19 protein-coding genes are annotated in these 22,143 nt (G+C 71.3%); 7 read left to right on the top strand and 12 right to left on the bottom strand.

Annotation, left to right across the window (positions count from 1 at the left end; all coding sequences use genetic code 11):
- Positions 1–31: 31 nt before the first annotated feature.
- The 5 genes from OG802_RS27380 to OG802_RS27360 all read right to left on the bottom strand — a co-directional run bounded on the left by OG802_RS27380 (position 32) and on the right by OG802_RS27360 (position 5,900).
- The gene (locus OG802_RS27380; protein WP_329414621.1) at positions 32–715 is read right to left on the bottom strand and encodes a hypothetical protein; all 684 of its coding nucleotides are present in this window, start codon (positions 713–715) and stop codon (positions 32–34) included.
- Positions 716–805: 90 nt separating this feature from the next.
- Positions 806–2,314, bottom strand: a complete 1,509-nt coding sequence (locus OG802_RS27375; RefSeq protein ID WP_329414619.1) for a GH39 family glycosyl hydrolase — start codon at positions 2,312–2,314, stop codon at positions 806–808.
- Positions 2,311–3,966, bottom strand: a complete 1,656-nt coding sequence (locus OG802_RS27370; protein ID WP_329414617.1) for an ABC transporter substrate-binding protein — start codon at positions 3,964–3,966, stop codon at positions 2,311–2,313. The genes OG802_RS27375 and OG802_RS27370 overlap by 4 nt, the downstream gene beginning before the upstream one ends.
- Positions 3,967–3,999: 33 nt before the next feature.
- On the bottom strand, positions 4,000–4,914 hold the full coding sequence (locus OG802_RS27365; protein WP_443055364.1) for a carbohydrate ABC transporter permease: 915 nt from the start codon (positions 4,912–4,914) through the stop codon (positions 4,000–4,002).
- Positions 4,911–5,900 (bottom strand): ABC transporter permease, encoded by a 990-nt coding sequence (locus OG802_RS27360; RefSeq protein ID WP_329414614.1) that lies wholly within the window; start codon positions 5,898–5,900, stop codon positions 4,911–4,913. Before OG802_RS27360 ends, OG802_RS27365 begins: the two co-directional genes overlap by 4 nt.
- A gap of 271 nt (positions 5,901–6,171) precedes the next feature.
- Between OG802_RS27360 and OG802_RS27355 the strand changes: the two genes are divergently transcribed.
- Complete coding sequence (locus tag OG802_RS27355; RefSeq protein ID WP_329414611.1) at positions 6,172–7,230, top strand: acetylxylan esterase; 1,059 nt, start codon at positions 6,172–6,174, stop codon at positions 7,228–7,230.
- A 196-nt stretch (positions 7,231–7,426) separates the two neighbouring features.
- On the opposite strand, the gene OG802_RS27350 is transcribed toward OG802_RS27355, so the two are convergent.
- The 4 genes from OG802_RS27350 to OG802_RS27335 all read right to left on the bottom strand — a co-directional run bounded on the left by OG802_RS27350 (position 7,427) and on the right by OG802_RS27335 (position 13,811).
- The gene (locus tag OG802_RS27350; RefSeq protein WP_329414609.1) at positions 7,427–8,491 is read right to left on the bottom strand and encodes a lytic polysaccharide monooxygenase auxiliary activity family 9 protein; all 1,065 of its coding nucleotides are present in this window, start codon (positions 8,489–8,491) and stop codon (positions 7,427–7,429) included.
- A gap of 646 nt (positions 8,492–9,137) precedes the next feature.
- Positions 9,138–11,855, bottom strand: a complete 2,718-nt coding sequence (gene acnA, locus OG802_RS27345) for an aconitate hydratase AcnA (RefSeq protein WP_329414606.1) — start codon at positions 11,853–11,855, stop codon at positions 9,138–9,140.
- 346 nt (positions 11,856–12,201) lie between these two features.
- The gene (locus OG802_RS27340) at positions 12,202–13,185 is read right to left on the bottom strand and encodes an NADPH:quinone reductase (protein WP_329414603.1); all 984 of its coding nucleotides are present in this window, start codon (positions 13,183–13,185) and stop codon (positions 12,202–12,204) included.
- 20 nt (positions 13,186–13,205) lie between these two features.
- Positions 13,206–13,811: a PadR family transcriptional regulator gene (locus tag OG802_RS27335; protein ID WP_329414601.1), complete on the bottom strand. Its 606-nt coding sequence runs from the start codon at positions 13,809–13,811 to the stop codon at positions 13,206–13,208.
- A gap of 125 nt (positions 13,812–13,936) precedes the next feature.
- Here OG802_RS27335 and OG802_RS27330 point away from each other — a divergent pair, with 125 nt between their 5' ends.
- From OG802_RS27330 to OG802_RS27320, 3 genes are all read left to right on the top strand, one after another.
- Entirely contained in the window at positions 13,937–14,329 is a 393-nt protein-coding gene (locus OG802_RS27330) for an ester cyclase (RefSeq protein ID WP_329414598.1), read from the top strand.
- Positions 14,330–14,800: 471 nt separating this feature from the next.
- Entirely contained in the window at positions 14,801–15,001 is a 201-nt protein-coding gene (locus OG802_RS27325; RefSeq protein ID WP_329414596.1) for a DUF4236 domain-containing protein, read from the top strand.
- Positions 15,002–15,065: 64 nt separating this feature from the next.
- A complete protein-coding gene (locus tag OG802_RS27320) occupies positions 15,066–16,595 on the top strand; it encodes a helix-turn-helix domain-containing protein (RefSeq protein ID WP_329414594.1) in 1,530 nt (509 codons plus the stop codon).
- 142 nt (positions 16,596–16,737) lie between these two features.
- Here the strand turns inward: OG802_RS27320 and OG802_RS27315 are convergent, their stop codons facing one another.
- On the bottom strand, positions 16,738–17,169 hold the full coding sequence (locus tag OG802_RS27315) for a DUF6299 family protein (protein ID WP_329414592.1): 432 nt from the start codon (positions 17,167–17,169) through the stop codon (positions 16,738–16,740).
- 347 nt (positions 17,170–17,516) lie between these two features.
- On the opposite strand from OG802_RS27315, the gene OG802_RS27310 reads away from it, so the two are divergent.
- Positions 17,517–17,729: a DUF5999 family protein gene (locus tag OG802_RS27310; protein ID WP_329414590.1), complete on the top strand. Its 213-nt coding sequence runs from the start codon at positions 17,517–17,519 to the stop codon at positions 17,727–17,729.
- A gap of 25 nt (positions 17,730–17,754) precedes the next feature.
- Here OG802_RS27310 and OG802_RS27305 read toward each other — a convergent pair whose 3' ends face one another.
- Complete coding sequence (locus OG802_RS27305; protein ID WP_329414588.1) at positions 17,755–18,174, bottom strand: RidA family protein; 420 nt, start codon at positions 18,172–18,174, stop codon at positions 17,755–17,757.
- Positions 18,171–19,457, bottom strand: a complete 1,287-nt coding sequence (locus tag OG802_RS27300; RefSeq protein ID WP_443055362.1) for an acyl-CoA dehydrogenase family protein — start codon at positions 19,455–19,457, stop codon at positions 18,171–18,173. Before OG802_RS27300 ends, OG802_RS27305 begins: the two co-directional genes overlap by 4 nt.
- A 182-nt stretch (positions 19,458–19,639) precedes the next feature.
- Between OG802_RS27300 and OG802_RS27295 the strand changes: the two genes are divergently transcribed.
- Complete coding sequence (locus OG802_RS27295) at positions 19,640–21,253, top strand: AMP-binding protein (protein WP_329414586.1); 1,614 nt, start codon at positions 19,640–19,642, stop codon at positions 21,251–21,253.
- 15 nt (positions 21,254–21,268) lie between these two features.
- On the top strand, positions 21,269–22,081 hold the full coding sequence (locus OG802_RS27290; protein ID WP_329414582.1) for a PaaX family transcriptional regulator: 813 nt from the start codon (positions 21,269–21,271) through the stop codon (positions 22,079–22,081).
- The last annotated feature ends 62 nt before the right edge of the window (positions 22,082–22,143 follow it).

Genomic DNA, 22,143 nt, shown 5'->3' with positions numbered 1-22,143 from the left:
GGGCCGGTCCCCGTCGCGGGGTCGTACTCGCTCATGCGGTGAACTCCTCCCGGGTCTCGGCGATCAGCGGGCGGCTCGACCGCAGCAGGGAGAGCAGCAGGGGTGCGGCGAGGAGGGCGGTCAGGGCCTCCGTGAACGCGGCGGTCACGGCGGCCGCCAGGACCAGCAGCGAGGCCGCGGCCAGGGTGACGCTCCGCCGCCGGAGCAGGAAGTAGGCGGCCAGGCGCGCGGTGTCCCGGGCGCGGAACGTGAACAGCGAGGTGAGGACGAGCGCGTGGGCGCCCCAGAGCAGACAGGCGGCGCCGACGGCTCCGAGGAGGACCGCCCACCAGACGGGCAGTCCGGTGGCGTTGAAGTGGGTGAGGGTGAAGGCGATCACGGTGAGCCAGACCGACAGCGGCGTCCACAGTCTCAGCGCGGGCAGTGCGTTCAGGCGCAGTCCGCGTCCGAACGCCCGGGCCGGGTGCAGGTCGGTGAGGTCCCGGCCGCGGTGGTGCAGGGCGTACAGCGCGGCGGAGGCGGCCGGGGCGAGCGGTGTCAGGCAGACGGCGGCCAGGGGCAGGTTGGCCGGGTCGGGGCCCAGGGCGAGCAGGCCGGCCAGGCCCGGCGCGGCGGTCGCGAGGAACAGGGCCTCGACCGTGAGGAGGGTGTGCAGCAGGGCGGCGGCGCGGGAGAGCGGCCCGGCGCCGAAGTCGACGGTGTTCACGGTGCTCATGGGTCCCCCTGGCAGGCGTTCGGCGACGGAAGCGGTCCCGGGCCGGGCCCGGACGGGGTGCGCGGGCGGGGGCGCCGGGCAGGGCGGGGCTCATGGCGCGGGCCGGCCCAGGATGCGCCGCTCGTCCCACCAGGGCGGCGTCTCGTCGGTCACCGGCGTCAGCTCCACGAGGGTGATCTCGTGGCGGGCCAGGGTCAGGTCCAGCACGGCGCGGCCCTCGTGGACGGGGAGCCGCCGGTGGCTGCGCGCGGGTTCGGCGGCTTCGTGGAGGACGTCCAGCTGCGCGAGGCGCGGCGAGCGCGGGCTGCCCATGTGCCGCCAGGCGGTGTACGCGTTGCCCCGCTCCTCGTCGACGCTGGACCGGCGGACGAAGACCTCCCGGCCGGTGCCGGGCAGCGACAGCCGCAGCGTGTGCCGGTCGGGGCCGGGGGTGCGCCCCGTCGGGTCGACGGGCGCCCAGGCCAGCACGGCGATCCGGCCGTCCGCGTGGCGGGTGACGAGGTGGTCGTCGCCGCGGGCCAGCAGGTCGGGGCCCGTGCGGGCCATGAACGCGTACAGGTGGTAGGCCGGTTTCCTGATCTGCCGGTGGGTGAGCAGTCCGAAGCCGCCGTGGAAGAGGGCGGTGGGGACGCCGGCCTCCTCGAACGTGTCGCTGAACGTCCAGTAGGAGAAGGAGTCCGCGAGATCGCCGCCGTGGGCGAGCACGGGGGCGAGGTAGGCGGCGTGGAACGCGGTGTCGTGGACGGGGTTGTCGGGGCGGTAGGAGGAGTTGAACTCCGTGATGTGCACGGGCAGTCCGGCCAGCGCGGTGCCCTTGAGCCGTTCACGGGGGGTGGCGAACTGGTCGAGGAGGTCGGAGGCGGGGGCGAGGGTCTGGTGGACGCCGAAGGGGACGTGCTGGGCGGGTCCGGAGGTGTAGGCGTGCTTCGACACGAAGTCGACGGGGACGGACCGGCGTTCGGCGAACTCGGCGAACCTGTCGAGCCATTCGTCGGCGCCGGGCGAGATCGCCGGGCCTCCCACCTGGAGGCCGGCGTCCACGTCCTTGACCGTGTGCGCGGTGACCTCGTACAGCCGGTGGTAGGCGTCCTCGTCGGCGTTCTGCCAGAAGTCGCGCAGGTTGGGTTCGTTCCACACCTCGATCGGCCAGGTCCGCACCTCGTCCGGGCCGTAGCGGTCGACGAGGTGGGCGAGCGTCGCGCGCACCAGGTCGGCCCACTCGCGCAGGGAGCGGGGCGGGGTGACGTTGCCCCGCCACCAGAAGACCGTCTGCTCGCCGGAGGCCAGTCCGGCGGGCATGAACCCGAGTTCCAGGAACGGCCGGACGCCCGCGTCCAGGTAGGCGTCGAGCACCTGGTCGACGTAGGTGAAGCTGTGGTGGACGCGGCGGACGCCCTCGTGCTCGTAGGGGCGGTGGACTCCCATGCCGTCGCTGAACAGGCCGTGGCCGCGGATGTGCCGGAAGCCGATGTCGCGCCGCAGCAGCCTGAGGGAGTCCTGGTGGTCGCGGCGCAGGGCGAGTTCGGCCCGGCCGGTGCCGACGCAGGTCCGCCAGGCGTCGGGGAAGCGGCCCGTCGGTTCGGCCGGGACGCGGATCACCCGTTCTCCTTCGTGAAGCGTTCGCGCGCCGTGTTGTGCAGGTCGACGAGCCGGTCCATGTTCTTGGCCTTCAGCTCGGTCACGTAGTCGCCCCATTCGGTCAACGGGCGCTTGCCGAGGGCGAACTTGAGCATGTTCTGGGTGACGTGGTCCCTCAGCGGGGTGTCCCAGAGCGAGGCCTGCTCCTGCTCCTCGGACCGCAGCGGGTGGGCCGGGTCGATGGGCAGTTGCTCGCGCGGGGCCATCGCGTCCTGGAACCTCTTCTCGTCAGGGCCGAAGGACGAGGACACCAGCTCCCAGCTGCCGCCGTAGGTGAACACGCCGTTGAAGAATCCGTAGTCCTTCTGGAGGTCCTTCGGCGCGTCCGGGTCCGAGCCCATCAGGCTGATGCCGGGTTCGAGCCGGTAGCGGCCGCCCGAGCGGGTGTAGGTGGTGCCCCGCACCCCCCACTTGGCGAACTGCTGCCCCTCGTCGGAGTACCAGAGCCAGTCGACGAACTGCATCATCGCGACGAAGGTGTCGCTCTTGAGGGCCCTGGTGGAGATCATGACGCCGTTCTCCAGCCGTGCGCCGCCCAGCACCACGGGGCCGGCCGGGCCGAGCGGCACCGGCACCATCTCGATCTTCGCGCCCTTGACCTGCTTCTCCAGGTTGTAGCGGTAGTTCTGGACCAGCTCCTGTGGATTGGCGCTGATCGCGAAGGACTTCTGGCCCAGCAGCTTCTGCACCGCGTCGTCGTCGGTCTGGGTGAAGCTCTCCGGGTCCATGAGCTTCTCGGCGACCAGTCCGCGCAGGTACTCGACCACCTGGCGGTAGCCGTCCGTGGCGCCGGTGAAGACGAACTCGCCCGCCTTCGTGTCGAAGCTGATGTTGTCGTAGGTCCAGCCGGCCTTCACCCCGTGCGCCTGGCCGAGGTAGCTGAGCAACGCGGCCGCCGGGAAAGGCGTGTTGGTGCTCCAGCGGTCGGAGAGGGGGTAGTGGTCCGGGTGTTCGGCCCTGATCGCCTCGAGAACGTCGTGGACCTGGTCCCAGGTCGTGGGCAGGGCGAGACCGAGCTTGTCCAGGACGTCCGTGCGCAGGGCCAGCGAGTACTGGGACCTGACCTTCTCGTGCATGCCGGGCAGCAGGTAGTACTTGCCGTCGGACTGGCGGATGGAATCCAGCTCGGGCTCCAGCTTCCACTTTCTGACCTTGTCGCGGAAGTTGGGCATGAGGTGCACGTAGTCGCTCACCGGGAGGATCGCTCCCGAGGACACGAAGGCGACCTCCGAGGGGTGGTAGGTCTTGGGGATGAGGAACGGGGCGTCGCCCGCTCCGATGAGGACGCTGCGCTTCTTCTCGTAGTCGCTCAGCGGGACGGCGACCGGCTTGAGGGTGATTCCGGTGCGCCGGGTGACCTCCTTCCAGAAGAGCCAGTCGTTCTTCATCGGATAGACCGGGTTGTTGTTGTGCAGCACGGAGAACGACAGCGGCTCCGACGCCTTGAACGGCTCTCCGGCGCGGTACTCCTTCATGGCGCCGTCGCGCTTCTTGGAGAGGTCCTTGGCGTCGCCGCCGTCCTCTCCGCCTCCACAGCCGGTGAGCGCCGCCAGGCCGACGAAACCGGCGGCGGACAGCATCTGACGTCGTGACAGCTGGCCTGCGTTCTTCACGGGGACTCCCTTGTTCCGTCGGAGGTACGGCTCTCAGCCCTTGACCGCGCCGAGCGTGACGCCGGAGACGAAGTAGCGCTGGACGAACGGGTACACGCAGAGGATGGGCAGCGCCGTCAGCACGATGGTGACGGCCTGGATGTTCGCCCCGACCTGGCTGAGCTGGTCGGTTCCCGCGCCGGCGTTCCCGCCGGTGGTGGCCCCCGAGATCAGGTTGCGCAGATAGACCGTGGCCGGCATGAGTTCGCTGCGGTCCATGTAGAGGTACGCCGAGAACCAGGAGTTCCAGAAGGACACCGAGTAGAAGAGGACCATGGTCGCGATGACCGCCTTGGACAGCGGCAGCACGATCCTGAGCAGGATTCCGTAGGTGCTCAGGCCGTCGATCTCTGCGGCCTCCTCCAGTTCGCCCGGCAGGCTCTCGAAGAACGCCTTCATCACCAGCAGGTTGAACACGCTGACCGCGTTGGGCAGAGCGATCGCCCACACCGAGTTCTTCAGGCCGAGGCTGGTGACCAGGACGTAGTTCGGGATCAGCCCGCCGGTGAAGAACATGGTGAACACGGCGATCCCGACCAGCACCCCCCGCCCCCTGAGCCGGCTCTTCGACAGCACGTAGGCGTAGCAGGTCGTCAGGACCATGGCGACGACGGTGGAGACGACCGTGTACAGAACCGTGTTGCCGTAGTTGCGCCAGAACATCGAGTCGTGGAAGACGATCCGGTAGGTGGTGAGGTTGAACCCCTTCGGCCACAGCGTCACTTCGCCGGCCCGGATCTGGCGCTCCCCGCTGAAGGACCGCGCGACGATGTTGACGAAGGGATACAGGGTCACCAGCACGACGAGGGTGAGGACGACGCCGTTGGCGGCCTGGAAGACGCGGTAGCCGCGCGTGGGCTGGTGCACGGAGGTGCGCGAGCGCGGAGCGCGGCCGGCCGGCCGGCTCACCACAGGCTCGTCCCCACGGTGCGCCGCGACAGCAGGTTCGCGCCGGTGATCAGCACGAGTCCGACGACCGCCTCGAACAGCCCGATCGCGGCGGCGTAGCTGAAGCTGTTGGACTCGACGCCGGTCCGGTACAGGTAGGTGGACACCACGTCGGCCGTCGGATAGGTCAGCGGGTTGTACAGCAGGAGGACCTTCTCGAACCCGACCGCCATGAACGTGCCGATGTTGAGGACCAGCAGCGTGATCATGGTGGGGCGGATGCCCGGCAGCGTGACGTGCCAGATCTGCCGCCAGCGGTTCGCACCGTCGATCCGGGCGGCCTCGTAGAGGTCCTCGTCGATGGTCGTGAGCGCCGCGAGGTAGAGGATCGTGCCCCAGCCGACGGTCTGCCAGATCTCCGAGCCCACGTAGACGGCGCGGAACCAGCCGGGTTCCTGGATGAAGCGGACCGGATCGTGGCCGAACCAGCCCAGGACGTGGTTGACGGGACCGTCCGTGGCCAGCATCTGCAAGGTGATGCCGGCGACGATCACCATCGACAGGAAGTGGGGAAGGTACGAGACCGACTGCACGAACCGCTTCAGCGACCGCCGCCGCACTTCGTTGAGCAGCAGGGCGAGGACGATCGGCAGGGGGAAGCAGAACACGAGCGTGAGCCCGCCGAGCCACAGGGTGTTGCGGAAGACCTGCCAGAAGGTGGGGTCGGTGAGGAACATCCGCACGTACCGGAGCCCCACCCACCGCTCCCCCAGGATCGAACCGCCCGGTTCGAAGCGGCGGAAGGCGATCACGTTGCCGATCATCGGCAGATAGCGGAAGACGAGGAAGAAGACGAGCGGCAGCACGGCCAGCGAGTACAGCTGCCAGTCCCGGCGCAGCGAGCGCCGGCGCCCCCGGCGCGCGGCCGGACGCGCCGGCCCGTGCCGGGGCCTCGCAAGCGGGCGCCGGGTTCCCGGCGACGGGACCGATCTGGTGGAGGTGCTCATGCTCGGGCCTCCCGGGGCATCCTTCGAAACGCTCGATTCGCCGTGCGTGATCTCGAAACTTTCGTGCCCTTACCGGTAACTCTGCGGAAACGTAGAGGCTTACGGAAAGCGCTGTCAATGGGTGCTGCACGGTGGACGGTTGGGGCGTCGTGCGGCGTTGTGCAATCCGCCCTGGCGGGGTAGAACCGGGAGGCCGACTGCTACCGTTCCCCGCAAATTTCCGGCCGGACCACGCAACGATCGCTCCCCCACGACCCCGCGAGGTGGCACTGTGCCCGCGTTCGACCTGCCGCTGCCCGAACTGGAACGCCATCGTCCACAGCTCGACGAACCTGCCGACTTCGACGCGTTCTGGGCCGAGACCCTGCACCGGGAGGGACAGCGGGAGCCCCTGCTGTCCGTGCGTCCCGTCGGGACCGGGCTGCGTCTCGTCCGGACCTGGGACGTCACCTTCCGCGGCTTCGCGGGCGACCCGGTCCGGGCCTGGTTCAGCCGCCCGGCCGGCGCGCGGGAGCCGCTGCCCGCCGTCGTCGAGTACATCGGCTACGGACGCGGTCGCGGCTTTCCGCACGAGCGGCTGACCTGGGTGAACGCCGGCTACGCGCATCTGCTGATGGACAACCGCGGCCAGGGCGACCAGTACGGCGACGGAGGCGGCACCCCCGACCCGCACGCCACCGCGCCGGGCGGTCCGGTCCCGGCCGCCCGTGGCCTGCTCTCCCACCGGGACCACCACTACCGGCGGCTCATCACGGACGCGGTGCGCGCCGCGACCGCGGTCCGCGCGCTGCCCGGAGTCGACCCGGCCCACGTCGTCGCCGTCGGCAACAGCCAGGGCGGCGGCCTCGCGCTGGCCGTCGCGGGCCTGGTCCCCGATCTCGCCGCCGCACTCGTCACGGCGCCTTTCCTGTGCGGCGTCCGGCGCGCCCTGGAACTCACCGACGAGGGCCCGTACGGGGAGATCGCCGCCTACCTCGCCGTTCACCGCGGCGCGGAAGAGGCGGCCCACCGCACGCTCGCCTACACGGAAGGCGTCTCCTTCGCCCGGCGGGCCCGCGCCCCGGTCCACTTCGGCACCGGCCTGCGCGACACCGTCTGCCCGCCGAGCGGCACGTACGCCGCGTTCAACCGCTACGGCGAGCTGAGCGGCCGCCCGCGCCCCGACAGGGAGATCCACGCCTACCCGTACAACGGGCACGAGGGGGGCGGGGGCCGGCACGTGAGACGCCAACTCGACTGGCTGGCAGACCGGTTGGCCCGACGTGGGGTCCGCGGCGCACCGCTGCCGGACGCGGCGGACGGGGCGGACAGGGCGGACAGGGCGGGGTGAGAGCGTCGGGGCGGTCCGCGGCGGCGTAGGGGGTGGGAGGAACGGCTCGGACTGGCCCCCGTTCGCGTCGGGTGGCGTCGGGCCGCGGCTGACGCGCTTGCGGCCCGGCGGGCCCGGTGGGCGTCGACCGCCCACCGGGCCCGCTGTCGCGTCAGCCGCTCAGCCGACTCGGCTCATCGGACGGTGCCGACTCCGCTCAGCCGACTCGGCAGGGCAGGCTCGTGGCGGTGTCTCCTCCCGAGCCGGACGTGACATACCCGAAGGTCGTGCTCTGCCCCGGACTCAGCGAGCCGTTCCAGTCGGCGTTGTGGACCATGACCGACTGCCCGGTGTACGTGGGGTTGCCGCTCCACAGGCTGTCGACCGACTGCCCCGAGGGGAGCGTCCAGTCGACCATCCAGCCGAGCATCGGCACGTCGCCGGAGTTGGTGACGGTCACCTCGGACTGGTAGCCGCCGTTCCAGGTGTTCGTGGTCTTGCGGGTGGCGGTGCAGGCGCCCGGAACCGGCTCGGTGGGGTTGCCCGGTTCGTGGATGCCCGTCACCTCGCCGTTTCCGCCGTCGAAGACGACGTCGGAGCAGGAGTAGAAGGTCTCCGCGCTGTCCGAGCGCTGCCAGACCATGTAGACGATGTGGCGACCGGACTTGCCGGCCGGAAGCTGTCCGGTCCAGGAGTAGTTGGCCTCGACCGTGCCGGGACTGCCGTGCAGCGGCGGGTGGTCGACGGAGAGGAAGGGCCGGCTCTCCAGGTCGTCCCAGGTGAGGGCGCGAGTCGGGTCGAATCCGTCCTTCGTCACGTAGACGTAGAACCAGCCCGGGTGGGCCGCCCAGGCATTGTAGGAGAAGTCGACGGTCGCGCCCGCGGTGAGATGGGTCAGCGGCCAGTCGTTGCGCGGCGCGTTGAACCCGGTGAAGTTGGGATTGCCGCCGCTGCACAGCTGACCGTCCGGCACGAAGCCGCGGGTGCGGCCCGCGCCGTCGGAGCGCAGCACCGAGAACCAGTTGTAGAACGGCGTGGTCCCGCTCACCTGCTGGGCGTTCTTGCAGGCCGGGTTGACCGGCTTGATCTCACCGGTGTCGGTCAGCGCGTCCTGCCAGCACAGGAAGGTGCGGCTGCCGGGTTTCATGGGGGTGCCGTGCGCCTCGGCCCTGCCGCCCGCGGAGACGATCAGGCCGAGGGCGGGAACGGTGGCCAGCAGGGCCAGGAGGACGAGGAGGAGGGCTCGGGTGCGTAACTTCGACTTCTTTTTTGGCGTGATCATGACAGTTTGCATGGCAGATGAGTCCGCCTTCCGTGTACGGACCGGGCGTGCAGGGAGTGCACTGCGGATGCGGGTCGGTGCGCTGCGCTCGCCGGACGGTCGCGGCGCGCGCAGATGGCTCGCGATGCGCGAAGCGGGAGCGTCCCGCTCGCGCCCGGCGGGTTCCGGTCCGTCGGGCGCGAGCACATGGGAGCGCTCCCACTTCGCCTGTGGCGGAAGGTAGCGCCGTACGGCCGACTTGTAAACGGGTCGCGCGTGCTCTGTGGCGTTCCGCCGCTCCGGGCGGGGGCGGAGGAGCGCGCGCCATCGGGCGTGGCGGGGAGGGTGCGCGCCACCGGACGGGGCGGGGAGGGGTGCGCGCGACCGGACGGGGCGGGGCGGGTGCGCGCGACCGGGCGAGGAGGGAGGGGTGCGCGCGACCGGGCGAGGCGGGGAGGGGTGCGCGCGACCGGGCGAGGCGGGGAGGGGTGCGCGCGACCGGGCGAGGCAGGGAGGGGTGCGCGCGACCGGACGGCGCGCACGTGGCGCCGGACGGGAGCGGGAGGTGCCCCGTGGCGTCCGCGGACGGGGGCGGGGACGGCGGAGGGCCGCACCCCCGTCACCGGGGATGCGGCCCTGAACCGCTCGGCTGCCGCCGCTCGACCGCTTACTTGCGGATCAGGCTGCGGAGCACGTACTGCATGATGCCGCCGTTGCGGTAGTAGTCGGCCTCGCCCGGCGTGTCGATGCGGACGACCGCGTCGAACTCGACGCCCGTGTCGGTGGTGACCTTGACGGTGCGCGGGGTGCTGCCGTTGTTCAGCTCCTCGACGCCGGTGAAGGAGAAGGTCTCCTCGCCGGTCAGGCCGAAGGACTCGGCGTTGGTGCCCTCCGGGAACTGCAGGGGGAGGACGCCCATGCCGATCAGGTTGGAGCGGTGGATGCGCTCGTACGACTCGGCGATGACGGCCTTGACGCCGAGCAGCGCGGTGCCCTTGGCGGCCCAGTCGCGGGACGAGCCCGAGCCGTACTCCTTGCCGGCCAGGATGGCCAGCGGGACGCCCTGCTCGATGTAGTTGCGGGAGGCGTCGTAGATGAACGCCACCGGACCGCCGTCCTGGGTGAAGTCGCGGGTGTAGCCGCCTTCCGTCCCCGGCGCGATCTGGTTGCGCAGGCGGATGTTGGCGAACGTGCCGCGGATCATGACCTCGTGGTTGCCGCGGCGGGAGCCGTAGCTGTTGAAGTCACGACGCTCGACGCCGTGCTCGGTGAGGTACTTGCCGGCCGGGGTGTCGGCCTTGATGGCGCCGGCGGGCGAGATGTGGTCCGTGGTCACGGAGTCGCCGAGCTTGGCCAGCACACGGGCGCCGGTGATGTCGGAGACCGGGGTGGTCTCCATCGTCATGCCCTCGAAGTACGGGGGCTTGCGGACGTAGGTCGACTCGGTGTCCCACTCGAAGGTGTCGCCGGTCGGGATCGGCAGCGCCTGCCACTGGGCGTCGCCCGCGAAGACGTCCTGGTAGGACTTGTTGAACATGTCCTCGCCGATGGCGTTGGCCACGACGTCGTTGACCTCGGCCTCGGAGGGCCAGATGTCCTTGAGGAAGACCGGGTTGCCGTCCTGGTCGGCGCCCAGGGCGTCCTTGGTGATGTCCACCTTCATCGAGCCGGCGAGGGCGTACGCGACGACCAGCGGCGGGGAGGCCAGGTAGTTCATCTTGACGTCGGGGTTGATCCGGCCCTCGAAGTTGCGGTTGCCGGAGAGCACCGAGGTGACGGCGAGGTCGTGGTCGTTGACGGCCTTGGAGACCTCCTCCGGCAGCGGGCCGGAGTTGCCGATGCAGGTGGTGCAGCCGTAGCCGACGAGGTTGAAGCCGACCTTGTCGAGGTACGGGGTGAGGCCCGCCTTGTCGAAGTAGTCGGTGACGACCTTCGAGCCCGGGGCGAGGGTGGTCTTGACCCACGGCTTGCGGGTCAGGCCCTTCTCCACGGCCTTCTTCGCGACCAGCGCGGCGGCGACCATGACGTACGGGTTGGACGTGTTGGTGCAGGAGGTGATGGCCGCGACCGTCACCGCGCCGTGGTCGATCTCGTACGTCGAGCCGTCGGGGGCGGTCACGGTGACCGGGTTGGACGGAGCGCCGTTCGGGGCGACGGCCGGGGCGTCGGAGGCCGGGAAGGACTCCTTGCCCGCCTCGTCGACGTCGTCCACGTAGTTGCGGACGTCCTGCTTGAACTGCTCGGCGGCGTTCGCGAGGACGATGCGGTCCTGCGGGCGCTTCGGGCCGGCGATGGAGGGGACGACCGTCGAGAGGTCGAGCTCCAGCTTCTCGGAGAAGTCCGGCTCGGCCTTCGGGTCCAGCCAGAGGCCCTGCTCCTTGGCGTACGTCTCGACGAGCGCGACCTGCTGCTCGGAGCGGCCGGTGAGCTTGAGGTACTTCAGGGTCTCGTCGTCGATCGGGAAGATCGCGGCGGTGGAGCCGAACTCCGGCGACATGTTGCCGATGGTGGCGCGGTTCGCGAGGGAGGTGGCGGCGACGCCCTCACCGTAGAACTCGACGAACTTGCCGACGACGCCGTGCTTGCGCAGCATCTCGGTGATCGTGAGGACGAGGTCCGTGGCGGTGGTGCCGGTGGGCAGCTCGCCGGTGAGCTTGAAGCCGACGACGCGCGGGATCAGCATGGAGACCGGCTGGCCGAGCATCGCGGCCTCGGCCTCGATGCCGCCGACGCCCCAGCCGAGGACGCCGAGGCCGTTGACCATGGTGGTGTGCGAGTCGGTGCCGACCAGGGTGTCGGGGTAGGCCTGACCGTTACGGACCATGACCGTGCGGGCCAGGTGCTCGATGTTCACCTGGTGGACGATGCCGGTGCCCGGCGGGACGACCTTGAAGTCGTCGAACGCGGTCTGGCCCCAGCGCAGGAACTGGTAGCGCTCCCGGTTGCGGCCGTACTCCAGCTCGACGTTCTGCGCGAAGGCCTCGTTGGTGCCGAACTTGTCGGCGATGACGGAGTGGTCGATGACCAGCTCGGCCGGGGAGAGCGGGTTGACCTTGGCGGGGTCGCCGCCCAGCTCCTTGACGGCCTCGCGCATGGTGGCGAGGTCGACGACGCAGGGCACGCCGGTGAAGTCCTGCATGATCACGCGCGCCGGCGTGAACTGGATCTCCTGCGACGGCTGGGCCTGGGAGTCCCAGGTGCCGAGCGCACGGATGTGGTCGGCGGTGATGTTCGCGCCGTCCTCGGTACGGAGCAGGTTCTCCAGCAGCACCTTCAGGCTGTACGGAAGGCGAGCCGAGCCTTCCACCTTGTCCAGCCGGAAGATCTCGTACGACTCGTCGCCCACCTGCAGCGTGCTGCGGGCGTCGAAGCTGTTCGCCGACACGACAGTCTCCTTCATTGATGTGCGCGTACCACCGCATCCTGCCGTCACGCGGACTTGGCCGAACCGCTCAGGTCAGGCTAAGTTAGGTAACCCTTACCGGGTGGCGGCTGCGGTGCGCCTTCGGCAGATATCTCGATGTCGAGATAACTCTAGTACATGGGGGCTGAATGGTCATGCCCGGGCTCGCTGTCCGCTGTCCGCTCCGTCATCCAATCGAGGCGTCTGACAACGAACCCGGTCGTTCCGCCTTCACTGCCGGCGAACCCAGTCGTGTGGGGTGGGGGATCCAGTAGCCGTCAATGAGGATGGCGGTTGCTGGAGACAGGCCGGTGTTCCGAGGTCTGCGCTATTCGGGGATGGTGAGCAGGACGCGGCCGTGGCCACCGCCGTCGTCGACGTGGTCGTGGGCCTTGGCGATGTCGTCCAGCGGGTGGCGGTCACGGACGTCGACGGTGAGGGCGCCGACGGCGGCGGCGGAGGTGAGGTCGCGGGCGGCCTGGCGCTTGGCCTCGGCGGGGAAGTCGTCGCTGCCGAGCAGCCGCAGGGTGACGTTGTTGAACAGAAGGGGCCAGAAGGGGATCTCGGTGCGGTCCGCACGGGTGGCGTAGGCGGCGATGACGGCCCCCTGGGCGGCGACGGCGTTGTCGAGGTCGGCGTTGTCGGACAGTGCGACCTCGATGATCCGGTCGACGCCCCGCGGCGCGTACGCGCGGATGGCGGCGGCGGGCTCGCCCGTGTCCAGGGCGATGGCGTGGGAGACGACGGCCGGGTCGACGCGGTCGAGGTCCGCGGTTCGGCGGACGGTGGCGATCACGGTGGCGCCGGCCCAGTGGGCGAGCTGGGCGGCCAGAGAGCCGACGGCGCCGAGGACTCCGTGGACCAGGACCAGTCGGCCGTCGACCGGGCCGTCGGCGAAGACGGTGCGGTGGGCGGTGATGCCGGGGATGCCGAGGCTCGCGCCCAGCTCGTCGCCGAGGTGGTCGGGCAGGGGCGCGGCCTGGTGGTCGGGTACGACGGTGTACTGGGCGGCGGTGCCGAAGGGGCGGTAGGACTGGGCGCCGTACACCCAGACCCGCTGTCCGACGCGGCGGGCGTCGATCCCGTCGCCCACGGCGTCGATGACGCCGGCGCCGTCGCTGTGCGGGACCACCCGCGGGTAGGGCATGGACGAGCCGAGCCAGCCGCGCCGCTTCTTGGTGTCGCCGGGGTTGACGCCCGAGACGGTGACCCGGACGCGGACCTCACCGGGGCCGGGGACGGGATCGGGGAGTTCACCGACGTGCAGGACATCGGCGGCGGGGCCCTGGTCGTCGTACCAGGAAGCAAGCATGGGGGTACCTCCGTGGGCGGTCAGTTCGCGGGAGCGGCGGGCGCGGCGGGCGCGGCGGGAGCAGCGGGCGCATGGGGGTCGCTGCCGGTGCCTGCGGTGTCGAATGCGGGCGGGTTCTCCCCGAGGGCTTCGCGCAGCCAGGTCCGTTCGGCGCGGCTGGTGGCGCGGGCGGTCAGCAGCATGCCGCGCCGGTAGGGGTCGGCGATCTCCTCGGCACGCAGGGGCCGGTCACTGTCGTAGAAGAAACTCGCCGGTTCTTCCAGGAACTCCAGCCGCCTGCGCAGCACCGCGTGCTGTTCGGCCACGTCAGGCAAGTGAGAGAGGAATGCCAGAACGACGTAGAACCGGGTGAAGTCGGTGATTTCGTGGTCGGCGGGCTTGCGTAGACGCTGAAGCATCTCGGCCCGCCCCGGCCCGGTCAGACTGAGCACGTACCGGGCCGCTCCCGCGGCCGGGTCGGCACGCCGCTCGATCAAGCCCGCCTTGGTCAGACGATTGATCGCCGGATACAGGCTGCCATCGCTGACCGGCCGCCGGTAACCGGTCAGCTGTGAGACGCGGCGGCGCAGCTCGTGTCCGGACAGAGAGCCCTCGGCCAGGAAGCCGAGTATCGCGAGTTCCAGCATGAGTCCATCTTCGCACGCTGACATCGAATCGATGTTCACATCGATTCGATGTTACGTTTTCAGGTGTCCACCCACCGTCTTCGGAAAGGCACAGCCAGATGCCATCGCGGTCCACCGAGTCAGTGATGAACCGTTTCGTCGAGTTCATCAACACGGGCGATGAGGATCTCGCCCGCGAGGTCATCTCTCCGGACGCGGTGTTCCACGCACCGAGTCACCCGGAACCACTGCGGGGGCCCGACGGATACATGGAAGTCCTCGGGATGATGCGCGGCGCTTTCCCGGACGTCCGGTGGACGCTGGAGGAGACGGTCGCCGAAGGCGACACGGTGGCCGCGCGGTTCACCATGCGGGGAACCCACGACGGTGAGTTCTTCGGGGTCCCGGCGAGCGGCAACAAGATCTCGGTGCAGGCCATGAACTTCTACTACCTGGCCGACGGCCGGATCGTCGGCGAACGGGCTCAGCCCGACCTGCTCGGGGTGATGCAACAGATCGGTGCCGTACCGGCGCCGTGAAGCCGGTCGTGCCGGGTGCGGTCTTTCGCGCGGAACCATGCCCCTCGGGAGGGGCTCGTTCCGTGCCGTCCAACCCGGTCGCCGTAGGCCAGAGGGTTCGGGCCGAAGCAAGCGTCACGCGACTGCGTTGACAGCGAAGGACACCCGCCGCCGCTTTCCGGAGACGGTCGCCGCCGGTTTCCGGAGGCGGGCGGATTCCGCCCTCCGAGCCGGGGTCCGCTGCCCGCGCGACGCCCGGCACCCGGCACCCGGCGGGCCCGCATCCGGCAATCCCGCAGCCGGCGGACCCACGCCCGGCCACCCCGCGGACCCGCGTCCGGGCGGGTGACGGACCCCGTTCGGCCGACCGGCGGACCCACCCCGAGGCGAGCGGCGCGCGTGGCGGCGGGACCGGCTTCTGAAAGGGCGTCATGGGCGCGTCGCGCCGGGGTAAACGGGAGCGGACAGGCACTCCCGACGAAGGAGGCTCCGATGCCCCTGACCTTCCGCAAGAGTTTCCGCATCCTCCCCGGCGTGCGGCTGAACATCAACCGGCGGTCGTGGTCGATCACCACCGGCGGCGGGCAGCACGGCCCGCGTCACACCCACAGCAGCACCGGACGTCGTACGACATCGATGGATTTGCCCGGACCTTTCGGATGGCGTCACACGCGTAGCCGCAAGCGGCGTTGACGAGCCGTCACCCGAACGGACCCCCCGAGAGGCGCCATCTCATATCTGAGATAACCTCAGCCTCATGGCAGACGACTACCTCGTACGCATCGGCAAGCTCATCCGCGACGCCCGTCAGCACCGGGGCTGGACACAGGCACAGCTGGCCGAAGCGCTCGGAACCAGCCAGAGCGCCGTGAACCGCATCGAGCGGGGCAACCAAAACATCAGCCTTGAGATGATCGCCCGGATCGGTGAAGCCCTGGACAGTGAGATCGTCTCTCTGGGCTACGCGGGACCCATGCACCTGCGGGTCGTGGGCGGCCGCCGGCTGTCGGGCGCGATCGACGTCAAGACCAGCAAGAACGCGTGTGTGGCCCTGCTGTGCGCCTCCCTGCTCAACCGGGGGCGCACAGTGCTGCGCCGGGTCGCCCGCATCGAGGAGGTCTACCGTCTGCTCGAGGTCCTCAACTCCATCGGTGTGCGGACGCGGTGGGTCAATGACGGCGTCGACCTGGAGATCGTGCCGCCGGCCGAGCTGGACATGGCGGCGATCGACGCCGAGGCCGCCGTGCGCACCCGTTCCATCATCATGTTCCTCGGCCCGCTGCTGCACCGAGTGGACCAGTTCAAGCTGCCGTACGCGGGCGGCTGCGACCTCGGCACACGGACCATCGAGCCGCACATGATCGCGCTGCGCCGGTTCGGGCTGGAGGTCGCGGCGACGGAGGGGCAGTACCACGCTGTCGTCGACCGCGCCGTCCGCCCGGACCGGCCGATCGTGCTGACCGAGCGCGGAGACACGGTCACCGAGAACGCGCTGCTGGCGGCCGCCCGGCACCACGGCGTGACCGTCATCCGCAACGCCTCCTCGAACTACATGGTCCAGGATCTGTGCTTCTTCCTGGAGGCGCTCGGCGTCCGGGTCGAGGGCATCGGCTCCACGACGCTCACCGTGCACGGCGTGGCGAACATCGACATCGACGTGGACTACTCCCCCTCCGAGGACCCGGTCGAGGCGATGAGCCTGCTGGCCGCCGCGGTCGTCACCGAGTCGGAGCTGACGGTGCGCCGGGTGCCGATCGAGTTCCTGGAGATCGAGCTCGCGGTCCTGGAGGAGATGGGCCTCGACCACGACAGGACACCCGAGTACCCGGCCGACAACGGCCGCACCCGGCTCGTGGACCTCACGGTCCGGCCCTCCAAACTGGAAGCGCCGATCGACAAGATCCACCCGATGCCGTTCCCCGGCCTGAACATCGACAACGTCCCCTTCTTCGCCGCCATCGCGGCCGTCGCCCAGGGCAAGACCCTCATCCACGACTGGGTCTACGACAACCGCGCGATCTACCTGACGGACCTCAACAGGCTCGGCGGACGCCTCCAACTCCTGGACCCGCACCGGGTGCTGGTCGAGGGACCGACCCGCTGGCGGGCCGCCGAGATGATGTGCCCGCCCGCCCTGCGCCCGGCGGTGGTCGTACTGCTGGCGATGATGGCGGCCGAGGGGACCTCGGTACTGCGCAACGTCTACGTGATCAACCGCGGCTACGAGGACCTCGCCGAGCGGCTGAACTCGATCGGCGCCCAGATCGAGATCTTCCGGGACATCTGACGGCCCCGGCAGAAGCGCCGCCCCGCTCTGCGCGCGAGTCCGAACTGCCCCTCGATCGCGGGCGGGTCGCAGAGACCGTGGGTGCGGTCTCTGCGACGTCCGGTCGTGGCGGCCGGAGCCCGGTCGGGGGCGGGGCCTCGGGTCAGATCTGGGTCAGGGTGACGTCCTGCTGGTGCACGGCGTGGAAGCGGGGCAGGGGGAGGCCGGTGTCGGGGCGGAGTTCCATCAGGGTGGCCTCGACGTGGGCGATGCCGGGCGCCAGGTCGTTCGGGGTGGCCTTGCCGGTGTTCTGCCAGCTGTGCTCGGCGCCGTCGCACACCGCGCGGGTGCCGCCGATGCCGTGCCGGGCACCGTCGGAGCTCTGGCCGACGGAGGAGCTGACGAAGACCGGGCCGCTGCTGTCGGCGCAGCGGTAGGTGCCGGAGAGGGTGACGGTGCCGTCGGCGGCGAGTCGGCCCGTCGGGTCGACGGTGACAGACTCCGAGGGGGCCGCGTGCGCGGTGACCGCCGGTCCGGACAGCATGAGCAGGGCGGCGGCGCCGGCTGCCGCGTACAGTGCGGGGCGCTTCGACATGAGAGAACCTCCTGTTGTGGGGCCTCCACTGGTACCCGGCGGACCGCCCCGGCGCGGTGATCGTCACTCCTTCGGTGGCGAGCCGCGCCTGCCGCCGACGAGCCGCACGGGCCGTCGACGGGTCGCGCCGGGTCCTCGACGAGCCGCACCCGTCGCCGACGAGCCGCACATGCCGCCGATGATGCGCATCGGTCGTCGGTGATTCGCGGCGGTCGTCGGTGAACGGTCCTGGAGTTGTCCTGGTGCTGTCACGCTTGTGGGTGGGCTCTGGCGGTGGCTTTCGGCCGGGCGCATGGTCGAGGCATACGGACCGGCCGGACGGCCGACCGTCGACGTGGAGGTGCGCAATGTGTTCCCACCTGACTCCCGGCGCCGCTGCCCACACCCGGCCCTCCTCCGACGCCCGCCCCGGGCATGTCGTCGCCGCCCACCCCGAGCAGGGGTGGAACCTGCTGTGCGACGGCACGATCGTCTTCGACGACTCGGGCGAGCTGCTGCCCGACGGCCGGGTCGTGGACCCGCACCGGGTGGCCTCGCCGGGCCTCGCGGTCGCGGCCTGACCCGGCGACCGGGCGCTCGTCCGGGTCAGTGCGGGGTGGACGGCGGCGGGCCCAGGACGGCGATTCCGTCCAGTTCGACGAGCGCTTCCTCGTCCCAGAGCCGGACGACCTCGACGACGGCCATGGCCGGATAGTCCCGGCCCGCCAGGTCACGCCAGATGCGGCCGAGCCGCGGGGCGTGCGCGCGGTAGTCGGCGACGTCGGTGGCGTGCACGGTGACGCGGGCGAGGTCGGCCGGAGTGCCGCCGCAGTGGCGCAGCGCGGTGAGGAGATTGGTAAGGGCCCGCTCGAACTGCTCCGGGAGCCCCTCGCCGACGATCTTCCCCTCGGTGTCCAGCGCGGTCTGTCCGGCCAGGAAGACCACGCGCTCGCCGGTGGCGACGACGGCGTGCGAGAAGCCGGCCGGCGGGGAGAGTTCGGGCGGGTTGACGCGCTCGGCGCTCACCTGGCCGCCTCCTCGGTCCCGGAACCGGCTCTCTCGCCGTGGCCGTCCAGCCTCGCTCCCGCCTCCGCCGTCCCCTCCTCTGCTGCCGCCGTCCCAGCCTCCGCCGCCGCCCCCGCCTCCGCCGTCCCCGCCTCCGCCGCCGCCGTCCGTGCCTTCCCCGCCTCCGCCTGCTCGGCGTACAACTCCCTTGCGATGATGTCCCGTTGGACCTCGCTGGCCCCTTCGTAGATACGCGGTGCGCGCACCTCGCGGTAGAGGTGTTCGAGCAGGTGGCCGCGGCGCAGTGCGCGGGCGCCGTGGAGTTGGACGGCGGCGTCGACGACGTACTGTGCGGTCTCGGTGGCGAGCAGCTTGGCCATCGCGACCCGTTTGCGGACGTCCGGTTCCCCGGCGTCGTAGGCCGTCGCCGCGGCGTGGACCATCAGGCGGGCCGCTTCCGTGCGCAGGGCCATCTCGGCGACCTGGTGGGCGACGGTCTGGAGGTCTCTCAGCTTGCCGCCGAAGGCGTCCCGCCGGGCGGTGTGGGAGAGGGCGGCGTCGAGTGCGGCGCCGGCCATGCCGACGGCGAAGGCGCCGACGCTGGCGCGGAACAGGTCGAGCGTGCCCATGGCGACCCGGAAGCCGCGGTCCGGCTCGCCGAGGACGTCGTCCGCGGTGACGGGGACGGCGTCGAAGCGGAGGGCGCCGATGGGGTGCGGGGAGAGCATGTCGAGGGCGGAGCCGGTGAGGCCCGGACGGTCGGCGGGGACGAGGAAGGCGGTCACGCCGCGGGCCCCGGCGCCGGGGGTCGTGCGGGCGAACACCGTGTAGAAGTCGGCCTCCGGGGCGTTGGAGATCCAGCACTTCTCCCCGGTGAGGCGCCAGGCTCCGGGACCGTCCGGCTCCGCGGCGAGCGACAGGGCCGCGGCGTCGGAGCCCGCCCCCGGCTCGCTCAGGGCGAAGGCGGCGACCGCGGTGCCGTCGGCGACGCGGGGCAGCCAGCGCCGACGTTGGGCGGGGGTGCCGTGGGCGTGCACGGGACGGGCGCCGAGTCCCTGGAGCGCGAGTGCGGTCTCCGCCTCCGTGCAGGCGTGGGCCAGGGACTCGCGCATCAGGCAGAGGTCGACGGCGCCGGAGGTGAACAGCCGTGCCAGCAGGCCGAGTCGGCCGAGTTCGGCGAGGAGCGGTCTGTTGACGCGGCCCGGCTCGCCCTTCTCGGCGAGGGGGCGCAGCCGGTCGGCGGCCAGGGCCCGGAGTTCGGCGCACCAGGCGGTCTGTGCCGGTTCGAGCGAGAATGCGGGCATCGCCGCTCCCCTCTGTCGTGTCGGCCGGCGGCCGGTCCACCGCTTCTCACGACGGTATCGCGTACCGTTGACTGTCGTCACCAACGCGATACGCTCCTTGCGCGACCCCTCACGACGAAGCCGGCCCGGACAGGGCGGCCGGAAGTCCATCGAGGCACATCGAGGCAAGGGGACGAACGCTGATGAACGTCTCGGCCCATGTCGACACCTTCGCGCGCGACCATCTGCCGCCGCCCGCGCAGTGGCCCGAGCTGTGCTTCGACCTGCCCGGGCTGGACTATCCCGCCCGGCTGAACTGCGCCGACGAGCTGCTCGCCGGTCCGCCGTCGGACCGGGTGGCGTTCCGGACGCCGTCGGGGCTCTCCTGGACGTACGGGGAACTGCGCGCCCATGTCGACCGGATCGCCCATCTGCTCAGCGGGGAGCTGGGGGTGGCGCCGGGCAACCGTGTGCTGCTGCGCGGTCCCACCACGCCCTGGCTCGCGGCCTGCTGGCTGGCGGTGCTGAAGGCGGGCGCGATCGCGGTGACCGTGCTGGCCCAGCACCGTCCACCCGAGCTGCGCACCCTGTGCGGGATCGCCCGGGTGGAGCACGCGCTGTGCGACGTCAGGGCGGTGGACGACCTCGTCGCGGCGCGGATACCCGGGCTGCGGATCACGACGTACGGCGGGGACTCCCCCGGCGATCTGCTGAACCGGCCGGCGCCGGCCGGGCCGTACCGGGCCGTCGGGACGGCGTGCGACGACGTCGCGCTGATCGCGTTCACGTCCGGCACCACCGGTCGCCCCAAGGGCTGTATGCACTTCCACCGGGATGTGCTGGCGATCGCCGACACCTTCTCGCGGCATGTGCTGAGACCGCTGCCCGACGACGTCTTCGCCGGCAGCCCGCCGCTCGGCTTCACCTTCGGCCTCGGCGGGCTCGTCGTCTTCCCGCTGCGGGCGGGCGCCAGTGCGCTGCTGCTCGAACAGGCCGGGCCCAGGCAGCTGTTGCCCGCCGTCGCCGAGCACGGGGTGAGCGTGCTGTTCACCGCCCCCACCGCGTACCGCGCGATGCTCGACGAACTCGACGGGCTCGACGGGCTCGATCTCTCCTCGCTGCGGCGCTGCGTCTCGGCCGGCGAGAACCTGCCCGCCGCGACCTGGCGGGCCTGGCACGAGCGGACCGGGCTGCGGCTCATCAACGGCATCGGCGCCACCGAGCTGCTGCACATCTTCATCTCCGCCGCCGACGACGACGTCCGGCCTGGAACGACCGGTGTGCCGGTGCCGGGCTGGCAGGCGCGCGTGCAGGACGCCGACGGCGCGCCCGTGCCCGACGGCGAGCCCGGACTGCTCGCCGTGCGCGGGCCGGTGGGGTGCCGCTATCTCGCCGATCCACGGCAGGAGCAGTACGTGCGCGACGGCTGGAACGTCACGGGAGACACCTACGTCCGTGAGGCCGACGGCTACTTCCGGTACGTCGCCCGCGCCGACGACATGATCGTCTCCGCCGGGTACAACATCGCCGGCCCCGAGGTGGAGGAGGCGCTGCTGCGCCATCCGGACGTGCTGGAGACGGCGGTGGTGGGACGGCCCGACGAGCGCCGGGGTCAGGTGGCCGTCGCGTTCGCCGTGCTGCGCGAGGGCGCTCCGCGCGACACGGAGGCGCTGCGCGCGTTCCTCCGGCGGGAGCTGGCGCCGTACAAGTGTCCGCGCGAGTTCGTCCTGCTGGACGCGCTGCCGCGGACCGCGACCGGGAAGCTCCAGAGATTCCGGTTGCGAGCAAGCGGTTGCACCGAAGGTGACCAGCAGTGATGCCGACGACCTAAGATGATCTACGTGTCCGACCAGCCCGCACCTCGGTCTCTCATCGTCACGCTCTACGGCGCGTACGGACGCTTCGCCCCGGGCCCCGTGCCCGTCGCCGAGCTGATCCGGCTGCTCGCCGCGGTGGGCGTCGACGCGCCCTCCGTCCGCTCCTCGGTCTCGCGGCTGAAGCGGCGCGGTCTGCTGCTGCCGGCCCGCACGGCGCAGGGCGCGGCCGGCTATGAACTCTCGGACGAGGCGCGTCAGTTGCTCGACGACGGCGACCGCCGCATCTACGCCGGCACGCCCGCCGCCGACGAGGGCTGGGTGCTGGCGGTGTTCTCCGTGCCGGAGTCGGAGCGGCAGAAGCGGCACGTGCTGCGGTCGCGGCTGGCGGGTCTGGGCTTCGGCACGGCCGCCCCGGGGGTGTGGATCGCCCCGGCGCGGCTGCACGAGGAGACCCGGCACACGCTGCGGCGACTGCGTCTGGACGGGTACGTGGACCTCTTCCGCGGGGAGCATCTCGGTTTCACGCCGACCGCGGAGGCCGTCGCCCGCTGGTGGGACCTGGCGGCCGTGGCCAAGGAGCACGAAGCGTTCCTCGACCGGCACGCGCGGGTGCTGGACGCCTGGCGGGAGCGGCGGGACACCCCGCCGGAGGAGGCCTACCGCGACTATGTCCTCGCCCTGGACTCCTGGCGCCACCTGCCCTACGCGGATCCGGGCCTGCCCGAGCGGCTGCTGCCGCCGGACTGGCCGGGCACCCGGTCGGCGGCCGTGTTCCGGGGACTGCACGAACGACTGCGGGACGCGGGGGCGCGGTTCGCCGGGGTGTGAGGCCCCCCGGAGCCCGTCCCCGCCCCGAGGGGGCTGCCTGGGCGTCCGGTGCGGGGTGGGCG

It is taken from the genome of Streptomyces sp. NBC_00704 (genome assembly GCF_036226605.1).
Lineage (GTDB): Bacteria > Actinomycetota > Actinomycetes > Streptomycetales > Streptomycetaceae > Streptomyces.
The sequence above is the reverse complement of the archived record's forward strand: the minus strand, read 5'-3'. Positions and strand labels throughout refer to the sequence as shown.

Bases quoted from the DNA above. Each gene is read 5' to 3' on its own strand.
- OG802_RS27350 (WP_329414609.1), bottom strand. From the start codon at position 8,491: ATGATCACGCCAAAAAAGAAGTCGAAGTTACGCACCCGAGCCCTCCTC.
- OG802_RS27330 (WP_329414598.1), top strand. From the start codon at position 13,937: ATGAACCGTTTCGTCGAGTTCATCAACACGGGCGATGAGGATCTCGCC.
- OG802_RS27325 (WP_329414596.1), top strand. From the start codon at position 14,801: ATGCCCCTGACCTTCCGCAAGAGTTTCCGCATCCTCCCCGGCGTGCGG.
- OG802_RS27340 (WP_329414603.1), bottom strand. From the start codon at position 13,185: ATGCTTGCTTCCTGGTACGACGACCAGGGCCCCGCCGCCGATGTCCTG.
- OG802_RS27380 (WP_329414621.1), bottom strand. From the start codon at position 715: ATGAGCACCGTGAACACCGTCGACTTCGGCGCCGGGCCGCTCTCCCGC.
- OG802_RS27300 (WP_443055362.1), bottom strand. From the start codon at position 19,457: ATGCCCGCATTCTCGCTCGAACCGGCACAGACCGCCTGGTGCGCCGAA.
- OG802_RS27320 (WP_329414594.1), top strand. From the start codon at position 15,066: ATGGCAGACGACTACCTCGTACGCATCGGCAAGCTCATCCGCGACGCC.
- OG802_RS27360 (WP_329414614.1), bottom strand. From the start codon at position 5,900: ATGAGCACCTCCACCAGATCGGTCCCGTCGCCGGGAACCCGGCGCCCG.
- OG802_RS27315 (WP_329414592.1), bottom strand. From the start codon at position 17,169: ATGTCGAAGCGCCCCGCACTGTACGCGGCAGCCGGCGCCGCCGCCCTG.
- OG802_RS27290 (WP_329414582.1), top strand. From the start codon at position 21,269: ATGATCTACGTGTCCGACCAGCCCGCACCTCGGTCTCTCATCGTCACG.
- OG802_RS27310 (WP_329414590.1), top strand. From the start codon at position 17,517: ATGTGTTCCCACCTGACTCCCGGCGCCGCTGCCCACACCCGGCCCTCC.
- OG802_RS27295 (WP_329414586.1), top strand. From the start codon at position 19,640: ATGAACGTCTCGGCCCATGTCGACACCTTCGCGCGCGACCATCTGCCG.
- OG802_RS27335 (WP_329414601.1), bottom strand. From the start codon at position 13,811: ATGCTGGAACTCGCGATACTCGGCTTCCTGGCCGAGGGCTCTCTGTCC.